The following is a 9,823-nucleotide window of genomic DNA, read 5'->3' as shown; positions in this document are numbered from 1 at the left end:
CTCACTTTCGCACTAACTTGGTGCGAAWGTGAGTTTCACAAAGGTTTTAAAATGGAGAAAAGGGTTCGTTACTTTGGATAAATGAACGTTCGAAAGTTAGGGGTACCTTTTAGAAATAAAGGTTTTCCATTGGTTTGTTATTGACGAACATTTCACATTTATCGCCAGAGCTTGATTTAGATGATTGGATAATACCTGCTACTGCGCCAAACGCGCCGCCTTGATCACCTAATACAGAGCCAAAGTAGCACTTACCTTCGATTTTAAGGTCGCCATATTTACTCTTTAAGTTCTGAGTTGGTGTATAAGGAGGAAAGCGACCTTTCATTAATGGATCGCCATTAACAGAAAGCTCAATTTTGTTTATATCAGTATGGTAAATACCAGAAAATACCAGAGTTTGACCGTCAAACTCGACAGTTTTATCTTGAGCGATAATGGGTTTTGCTGCACAAGCAGTCAATAAAGCACAGCCAGCAAGTGTGGCTAAAATAGCGGAAATACGCATGTAAAGATCCTTTTAAGCGTGTTGATTTATAAACACATAAACCATAAGAAAACGAACCCTGTTTTCTTTCGTGAGCGAGTATATCTTAACTATTTGATATTTCAACTGATAAAAAAGCTCGCCGAAGCGAGCTTTTATTTGTTTAAGCTTTATAAGCAGCTAAATGTTCAACTAAGACATGAAATCACCTTAAATTGAAACTCACATTATTGTACCGTCACGCTGATATCTGAATTAGTAATTAATCCAGCAGGTGTAGTGACCGTGAAAGTGATGATATCCGAGCCAGCTTCTGCTGCAGCAGTATAAATAAACTTAGTCGCAACTTGATCACATGCATGGCTTGGATCTCCTGCTGTATAACTAAAGCAAGTTTCATTTGGCACTGTATAACCATTAAAGTTCACGTCGCCATTAATCGCTGTGATAGTGAGTGATGAGCCTGCAGGCATGACTTGTGTAGCACTGTCGTATAACTCAATTAATACTGTGGTCATCTCTTCAGGTGCTAATGTAAGACTGCTAAGGCTATTACCATCGGTATCAGTCGGAATGATAGTGGCAGCTGAACCTGACATAGTGAGAATAGTTGCTGCGCGAATATAGGTTTTATTCGCTTGGCCTTCACCACATAAACTACCTTCACATTGCGGGCCGTTAAACTTGCCATCGGGGCCTGAGTAACTGCTATTTCCTAATGCACTAAAGAATGGTTTACCCGCAACGTATACACCGACTTCGTCGTCATCTCTAAAGGCATCGCCTAAATCGCTAAATCCGCCTTGGTGGTAGGTTTCTCTGTCCATACCGTTACCTGTACAAGCTATAGCATTACCTGCTCCGTCAAGACATGCATCAACAATAACGCCGCCATCAGCATCATCAAACATATTGTTTCCATTGGTATCAAAGAAGGTTTCATGACCTAAGGCGTAAGCGAGTACGGTAACGCGGTGATCTGTTGGGCGAGGATCGGCTGATGTCCAAATGACTGAACAAGTGCCATTAACTGTTGAACATGAAGGTTGAATTTGACCCCCTTCAGTAGTGAAGTTAACTGTGGTGTCGTCAGGAGCTGGGTTGCCGAAACTGTCAGAAGCAAACACGGTCATGGTGACCTCTTCGCCATTGTTGTTGCCCGCTTCTGGGTTAAATAAGGAAGGAGAGATACTAAACCCAAGCTGTTGAGGCAGACCAGTGTTAACAGTGAGCTGTTCAGACTGAGTGGTAATGGTATCGCCTGAGTCACTATCAGTTGCTGAGGCTAATACTCTGACAGGTGTCGGAATGGTACCTGATTGAACCGTTACCGATACTAACCCTTCTGAATTACTGGTGGCTTCACTTGTTGTGTTGCCATTTGAGAAACTTAATCCACCGACAATAGTGTCTAAACTGAATTCAACAGTTTGCTGAGCTGCTGCTTGACCACTTGCACTGCTTACTAAAAACGTCACTAATGATGTCTCGGTAGAGCCAGTGCCACCGGCGCCTTTAATGCGGATTTGTGTTGGTTCAGCTGAAATAAAACTGAGGCTTCCGAGTGTTTGGCGCTCTAATGAAAAATCAAATGTGGCATTAAAAGTTTCGCTGCCGACAACGGTAGATGCAATGATTTGTTCACTGCGAACGCTATTACCACTGCAGCTGGTATCTTGGTAGGTTGAATTAGCACGACCAGCAGACGTTGTAACAGGGGTATCAATGCTAGCATCGGCATTCACGACACAATCTGAAGTAAATGACACACTAGTTGGTGTTTGCAGCGGAGCAAAACTGCCATCATCAGCTTCAACAACGATATCAGCAATGACGCCAAAACTGGCACCAGCACCAATGACATATTCACCATCAGCATTTTCGACTAACGTAGAGCCTAAGATATTTTCGTGAAAATTATTGTCGTTGTCGATATAACCAAACTTCAGTGTCCCATCTGGGATCACTTCATCACCCGCTAATACTTCATATGAACTGGTACCGCTAATGGTGGTGTCATTGTAGTCGGTACTTGCCACAAGTGTGTATGCGCCAAGTTCACTGCTAGTTGCTGTGTAACTCACTGTAGCAATACCTTCAGCAGTCGTCAGAGCCGTATTAGGTGAAAGGCTAGCATTACCAGCTTGGAAGGTGACAAGTTGATTGGCAATAGGTTGGTTGGTACCATCGAGTACGTTAGCAGTCAGCAATACCAGTTGGTCGATTTTAAAGCTGGTAACTGTATCACCCGCTTGAGTGATACTGGCAGTAACCGAAATTGAATCAGGAGTCGGGACAGTATTGTTATCTTCAAATTGATAATTCTTACTGGCACTAACACTGTCAACATCTGCTGGGTTGTGGGTCACGATTAAAGTACCAGCGCCAACAGCATTATCCGTTGAGCTAATAAATACGCTGGCAAGGCCATCGCTGTCAGTCAGTTTGCTGTCAGCGCTGGCTTCACCAAAGTCAGGAGCAAAATTAACAATTGCACCACTTACGTTGCTATTGGACAGCTTAAGCTGAGCTACCGCACAAAAGCTTTCGTTAATATCAAATGTCAGTGAGTCTGTATCAGCGTCACATTGACCATTTACAACGGTTTGGTAGCTAACACTAATGCTATAACTGCCATCTTCGCCACCTCCACTTTCACTTCCGTCTGAAGAGCCGTTACAACCAACGAGTAAACCGAGTGAAGCAATTGATAAAGGCAGTGCGTGTATTATTTTTTTTAGTAGCATCAGCAACATCCTTGTAGGGGTAATTTATTCAGCTAATCCAGCGCGTAAGTATTTAAATAGTTCTTTATGAGATTTTGAATCAGGATTCTTTGCTAACTCTTTGTTCGCTTGGCGAATGAGTTGGCGCAGTTTTTGGCGTTCAAATGCTTCATGTTGTGCAAGTAACGCTTCAACTTCTTCGTTTGGGTTTGCGAGTAAGCGGGCACGAAGTTTTTCAATAATCTGCACTTGAGCAGTTTCATTATTATTTTTATTCAGCACGTTATTTAGTGCAGTAATAATCGGTTCGTGTTCAAAACCACGCATTAGCTTACCGATATACTGAAGATGGCGACGATACGCCTCAGTTTTAGGTTTAATGCTTTTCGTTTTCAGTACAGCATCATACAAAAATTCATCTAAGCCAATTTTGTCTAATTGAGACTTACTCAAAGCAATAAGGCGCATGCCAAGCTCTTGAGCATCTTCGCTTTCTTTTTTGAATTCTGTTCTGCTGACGTAATCATCGTCATTGTCATATGGCTGGTGGAAGTGATCTGAATCGCCGACAATTTTCATAGTAAATAACCTCTAATAAATATCGACGAATAATAACACTTCAAGGGCTATTGCGGCCACTGAATATACGTTAAGACCCCGATTTACTTTAAAACTATTTTTCATGCATTAAGTGATAATTCAACATGATAACTATAGGTTAGTTTATTTATGCCCATTTGTGAGGCTAAATCCTTGTTTTGATGGTTATCAATACAGTTTTGAATTTGATATGCTAAGCCTAACAATGAAAACTAAAGAGTAAGTTTGTGTCTAACAAGAATATTGATACTGAATTAGCGGCGTTAAAAGATGCCGTTGCTGTAGCATTAGAGCATGCAAAGAAACTAGGCACGAGCGCTGCTGAAGTCGCCATTAGCAAGCAACAAGGATTATCTGTTTCAACTCGCGAGAAAGAAGTCGAAACCGTTGAGTTTAACAAGGACGGAGCCTTAGGCATTACGGTTTATCGTGATGGCTGTAAAGGCAGTTCATCCACCTCAGATTTAAGCCCGCAGGCTATTGCTGTAGCGGTTAAAGCGGCTGATGACATTGCAAAATATACCTCTTCGGATCCTTTTAGCGGTCTAGCTGATAAAGCGCTAATGGCAACAACAATCCGCGATTTAGATTTATATCACCCGCAAGATATTAGCCCTGATGAACTGGCGCAATTAGCTATTCGTGCTGAAGAAGCGAGTTTATCGGTTGATGAGCGTGTACAACACTCAGATGGCGCAACCGCCAATGCACACACTGCGGCTAAAGTTTATGGTAACAGCCATGGCTTTTTAAATGGTTATTGTAGCTCGCGTTATAGTTTAAGTTGTGTGGTTATCGGTGAAGAAGCTGATGGCAATATGCAACGTGATTATGATTACACTATCGCGCGTAAATATAATGAATTGATGACGCCTGAATCAGTGGGATTATTAGCGGCTAATAAGACCTTAAATCGTCTTAATGCACGTAAAATTCCTACGGCAAATTTACCGGTATTATTTTCACCAGAAATCGCCACTGGCTTAATCGGTCATTTGATTGGGGCAATTAGCGGCAGCAGTTTGTACCGCAAATCGAGCTTTTTACAAGACTCGATCCATACCCAGTTATTTCCTGATTGGTTTAGCATCGAAGAAAATCCACATCTTATTGGTGCATTAGCGAGTGCTAACTATGACAGTGAAGGGGTGGCAACTCAGCAGCGCCAAATCATTGATCGCGGCCAATTAGAAACTTACCTGTTAACCAGTTATTCAGCTCGTAAGCTTGAGTTACCGAATACAGGTCATGCTGGTGGTATTTATAACTGGACCTTAAGCAATACAGGCCAAACCTTTGATGAGTTAGTTAAAGCAATGGGCACAGGCTTAATTGTTACTGAAGTCATGGGCCAAGGCGTTAATATGGTTACGGGTGATTACTCTCGAGGCGCGGCAGGTTTTTATGTGGAAAACGGTGAGATTCAGTTCCCTGTTGAAGAAATTACCATTGCGGGTAATTTAAAAGATATGTTCATGGGGATCCAAGCGGTCGCTAAAGATCAGGACTTACGTTCTTCAATTCGCACCGGTGGTATTTTATTAAGCGAAATGAAAATCGCGGGTAGCTAATAAACTCAAGCTTCACTTATCTCATTGAATAAAGCACTGCACTGGCAGTGCTTTTTTGTGGATCATTTTTACACATGGATTATAGGTTCAGCGCCTTTACGCTGGCTTTCTTATCTTTACACTTCTTTACGGTCACTTACACCCTAGCTTTGTCCTATCTCCTGAGAATGTAATTAAATAGTTAATGGAGTAAATATGTTTAACAAAAATGTGTGCGGTTTGATGATGGTTTGCATGGGAAGTTTAGTCTTGGTTGGATGCGACTCTAGTGATAGTGAAGAGACATCCGACAGTTCGGCATATGTTCAATATTATAATGCCTCGGCCAATAGTACTGCCACATCACTTGTTTTAGACGACTATGAATATAGTGACATTGAGTTTGGAGATTCAATGCCGCGTTATGGCTACGATACCGGTAGCGTTGAAATGGAAATCTATGGCCAAGATGAGAATGAAGATACTGTCACTATCTATAGTGAAGATATGAATTTCAGCAACGAAGACAATCATTTATTTGTGCTCTATGGCGACTATAACTCACCTGAGTTATTAGACATTTTCTATGAACGTAGCGACATGGATGATATGAACGATGATGACGATGAAGATTACAGCAAAATGCAGGTATTAATTGCCAATGTAACTTCTGAAGACATGGCTTATGACGCTTATATTTCCCTTGATAGTGACGAATATCAAGATGCGACAATGTTAGGCAGTATTGATTACCGTGGCTATACGACAGAGCTAATGTTAGATACTGACGAATATGTTATTTACCTAACTGAGCAAGGCACTGATGACGTGGTTTACACCACTGAAAGCATGAGCTTGACCACTGAAACGGTTTATAAGTTTATTTTGCGAAACAGTTTTGGCTCTGGTGATTTAAAAATTACTTTAGACAGTGTGGATTCAACCTCTACGCCTGTATCTTATACCAATATTGATTCAACTGCTGATTTCAGGATTTTTAACGGGCTTGAAGACATATCGGTGGATGTGGATGTGGAAAGTAAATTAGAGTCACACTACTTACATGATATTACTTCGTTCACGGTGAGTGATTTCCAGCAAACAGGCTTTAATGATTATGGCGTTACTGTAACAAATGCTGACAGCAGTGAAATCATTTTAGATAACGTACTCGTGACCTTTAACCAAGACGATATTCGTACTCTGCTGCTATACCAAGATGAAACAGTAAAAGGCATGGTAATTGAGCATGATATGCGCCCTAGAGCATACGAATACAATGTAGATGTGGTCAATTTATCGCAAGATTACGATGACTTAACGGTATATTTTGTGAATAGTTCTGAAACCATTGAGTCGGCGGAATACACCATTGAAGATATCGACTTTGCTGAACAAGAAAGCTTAGTGATGCCCCAAGATGATTATGAAATTAATGTGGTCTATGAGTCTGATAATGGCACCCAAACCTTGCTGTACCAATCTGAACTTATCAGTTTTGATGGTGATACTAATTACAGTTTTGTACTGACAAAAGACAGCTCAAGTCAATTTGGTTATACACTACATCAGTTATAATACTAACTGCGGTGTGAATGCGCTTGAAGTTAGTGACAAAGAGTGTGGAGTAAAACAAAAATGCCGATAAGTGATTATCGGCATTTTTTTATTGTTAAGCTTTAAGGCACGTTTTTAAGGTACGGGTTTTAAGCTGTTTGATAGTTACTCAAAATACGGCCTAAGTTAGCTGAAGCTTCCGACAAATCTACCACGCCAGCTGAAGATTGATTGGCAAGATCACGGATGGTATTTGATTTCACTCGAATTTCCGTTAGCTCTTTAGCAATGTCATTTGCAACAGCGCTTTGCTCTTCTGATGACGTTGAAATATGGAAACTCATGTCCATGATAGAGCGTGATGACTCGGCAATAGCGTTCACATCAGTACCAATATTGGTGATTAAGTCACTACTGCTTTGAGCTTGTTTGACCGTATCTTGGGTGATGCTATCAATGTTTTGAGTTTCAGATTGCAGCTGTTCAATCATAGATTGTATTTCAACTGTCGCGGATTGAGTGCGACTTGCTAAAGTACGCACTTCATCAGCAACTACCGCAAAACCACGTCCCATCTCACCCGCACGAGCAGCTTCAATCGCAGCGTTTAATGCAAGCAAGTTAGTTTGCTCTGAAATCGCATTAATGGTGGTAATCACTTCATTAATTTTGGTGGCATTCTCTTTTAAACTGCCCACCGAGTCTGAGGTTTTTTCAATGTAAGTCGATAACTGCTGAATTTCTTCAATAGCACGTTTTACACGATTATAACTTTGCTTAGTGTACTCAGAATCTTGCTCAACTTGCTGAGTCGTATTCTTGGCAATATTTGATACTTCTAAAGAAGACGCTGTCATTTCTTCCATTGCGGTTGCAACCGAATCCAATGAAATATATTGCTGGTCGATTTGTTCAGCACTTTGCTGCGTTTCATCTGCAAATGATGTTGAGGTTGTATGCAGTGTATCAGCGCTTTGTTTAACCGTGACAACAAGTTCAGTTAAGGTATCCATTGCTTGGTCTAAAGCACAACCAATGGTGCCAAACTCATCACGACCAGGGTGGAAACCTAAGCGAGAAGTTAAGTCTCCTTTACCAATTTTGGCCGTGGTGTCCCATAGCACCCACAATGCGCCACCAATAAAGGTCGCATTCCAGTAAATCACGAGTGCAAATGGTAATACCCATAAAAATGACAATAACAAGCTATATAAAGCATCTTGTTTCGCATCACTTTCAAGCTGATATACAGACTGATTTAATGAATAATATTGCCCGTTAGCCTGAACCACAGCAGTAATACTATTACTACTACGCTGGCTTTGTTGATTAAAATTGGAAACTGATAAACCCGCTGCACTGGCCTGTTCAAGTTGGCCGGTGGCCTCTAAAGCATTAACTGTCGCGGTCACTTTTTCAGTGAGCACAGTCATAGAGTTTTGTTCTATTTGATTTATGCTATTGAAGTAATTGTTTACCGAAATACTGGTAACAATAAGCATAAACAGTCCAAAAATAGCCCAGAACTTATCGTTAATAGACATTTTGATAAATAGCTTATCAATATTACGAAATTCAACCTGTTTCATAGAGTTGGTGCTTCAATGGTGAAAAGTAATCAAATTCTAGTGCAGCTAGTAATGATTTGATACGACTTTTTGACAAAAAACTCTCTTTTTTATTCTATTTTTCACATCAAATTTATTTGGCAACATTATGAAAAATAGGTTTATTGTTTTTCACTGGAAACATACTTGTTTCCAGTTACTTTTAAGCCTATCAATTCATCATTTTAAATAAGAACCGCCTAAAGGCGTTTTCAAATGCAGTAACCAGCTCTGGGCTTTCTTCTTTTGACAGAATATGGAGCATTCCAGCATAGGAAACGGCTTGATGAGCGTAACAAATACCTTCGGCGAGTTGCCAAGCTTGGCTGAGTTCATCTTTTGAAGCGAATTTATTCCATCGAGACAAGTAAGCGTCAATAACCTTGTGCTTTTCTGGGCAACTGCTCATTCTGAATAAGTAAGTGCCATCGATAAAGGGATGACTAATACAGGCATCACTCCAATCGAAAAAGATAAAATGCTCATGCTTATTATTTACATCGTGCTCAACCTTGCTGGTGGCAGGATTAAAAGGGGCAATATTCTCAATGTGTAAGTCACTGTGAACCAAAGTATTGGGTAATTGATATGCTGAAAGCGCAGCAATGTCGTCATCAAGATGGCTTAGTACTTGTCTTAGGTTTTCAGGGGACAAATCGAGATCTTGTGGTAAACGAGAGGTCACCGAATTATCTTGAAAAATATCGCTTAACTGCTGCGTAAGATTAACTATTTCACGGCGTATACAGCCAGCACTTTCTAAATGCTTGATATGTTTTACTGATTCGATTTGTAAACCTGCAAATGCGGCAAATGGTTTTGCCCAGTCAGAAAGTGGCACTGTATCAACAAATGCCTCGCCAAAACTGTTGGTTAACATCCATTGTTTGTTTGCATCGAATGCGATGACTTCGGCACAGCTTTGTGGAAATAGCTCAAATAACGTCGCGCATAAACTGGCTTCATTGGAAAACATAGGCAGCAGGGCGGTGGCTTTAAAAAACACGTCGCCAGAATGAGTTGATTGCCTGAACACATGACCTAAAGCCCAGCCTTTAACTTGCTGTAATTCTCCAATTAAGCGGATGTTGAGTTTGTTTAATTCAACTTCAGTCCAATGATTGGCGTTTTGTGGCCAATTATTTTGTTGCCAGCATTGTCTAACTTCTAGCTGCTTAGCCGCTAACTGTATCGTGTTCATATTTGGTGTCTTCGCCCCAATTTGATTAATGCTTGAGCTACATGCTTAAAATAAGAATTTAAAATGTGAATGTACGTTTGCTTACGATTCTTGTT

Annotated in this window: 7 protein-coding genes; 2 read left to right on the top strand and 5 right to left on the bottom strand. The window is 40.7% G+C overall.

What is annotated here, in order from left to right:
- Positions 1–109: 109 nt before the first annotated feature.
- From FNZ24_RS18625 to yjgA, 3 genes are all read right to left on the bottom strand, one after another.
- Entirely contained in the window at positions 110–508 is a 399-nt protein-coding gene (locus tag FNZ24_RS18625) for a hypothetical protein (protein ID WP_153916332.1), read from the bottom strand.
- A 206-nt stretch (positions 509–714) separates the two neighbouring features.
- Positions 715–3,234, bottom strand: a complete 2,520-nt coding sequence (locus tag FNZ24_RS18620; RefSeq protein ID WP_153916331.1) for an Ig-like domain-containing protein — start codon at positions 3,232–3,234, stop codon at positions 715–717.
- Positions 3,235–3,258: 24 nt separating this feature from the next.
- Positions 3,259–3,792, bottom strand: a complete 534-nt coding sequence (gene yjgA / locus FNZ24_RS18615) for a ribosome biogenesis factor YjgA (protein WP_153916330.1) — start codon at positions 3,790–3,792, stop codon at positions 3,259–3,261.
- A gap of 248 nt (positions 3,793–4,040) precedes the next feature.
- On the opposite strand from yjgA, the gene pmbA reads away from it, so the two are divergent.
- Complete coding sequence (gene pmbA / locus FNZ24_RS18610; RefSeq protein WP_153916329.1) at positions 4,041–5,384, top strand: metalloprotease PmbA; 1,344 nt, start codon at positions 4,041–4,043, stop codon at positions 5,382–5,384.
- A gap of 195 nt (positions 5,385–5,579) precedes the next feature.
- Complete coding sequence (locus FNZ24_RS18605; protein WP_153916328.1) at positions 5,580–6,941, top strand: hypothetical protein; 1,362 nt, start codon at positions 5,580–5,582, stop codon at positions 6,939–6,941.
- Positions 6,942–7,069: 128 nt separating this feature from the next.
- Here the strand turns inward: FNZ24_RS18605 and FNZ24_RS18600 are convergent, their stop codons facing one another.
- A complete protein-coding gene (locus FNZ24_RS18600) occupies positions 7,070–8,509 on the bottom strand; it encodes a methyl-accepting chemotaxis protein (protein ID WP_153916327.1) in 1,440 nt (479 codons plus the stop codon).
- Between the two features lie 190 nt (positions 8,510–8,699).
- Entirely contained in the window at positions 8,700–9,728 is a 1,029-nt protein-coding gene (locus FNZ24_RS18595) for a phosphotransferase (protein ID WP_153916326.1), read from the bottom strand.
- Between the last annotated feature and the right edge of the window lie 95 nt (positions 9,729–9,823).

This window comes from Shewanella sp. TC10, from assembly GCF_009663145.1.
In the GTDB taxonomy this organism is placed as follows: Bacteria; Pseudomonadota; Gammaproteobacteria; order Enterobacterales; family Shewanellaceae; genus Shewanella.
Note: the sequence above shows the minus strand (reverse complement) of the source record. Positions and strands in the feature narration are given on the sequence as shown.

Coding starts and splice junctions, on each gene's coding strand:
- FNZ24_RS18625 (WP_153916332.1), bottom strand. CDS start 508: ATGCGTATTTCCGCTATTTTAGCCACACTTGCTGGCTGTGCTTTATTG.
- FNZ24_RS18620 (WP_153916331.1), bottom strand. CDS start 3,234: ATGCTACTAAAAAAAATAATACACGCACTGCCTTTATCAATTGCTTCA.
- yjgA (WP_153916330.1), bottom strand. CDS start 3,792: ATGAAAATTGTCGGCGATTCAGATCACTTCCACCAGCCATATGACAAT.
- FNZ24_RS18605 (WP_153916328.1), top strand. CDS start 5,580: ATGTTTAACAAAAATGTGTGCGGTTTGATGATGGTTTGCATGGGAAGT.
- FNZ24_RS18600 (WP_153916327.1), bottom strand. CDS start 8,509: ATGAAACAGGTTGAATTTCGTAATATTGATAAGCTATTTATCAAAATG.
- FNZ24_RS18595 (WP_153916326.1), bottom strand. CDS start 9,728: ATGAACACGATACAGTTAGCGGCTAAGCAGCTAGAAGTTAGACAATGC.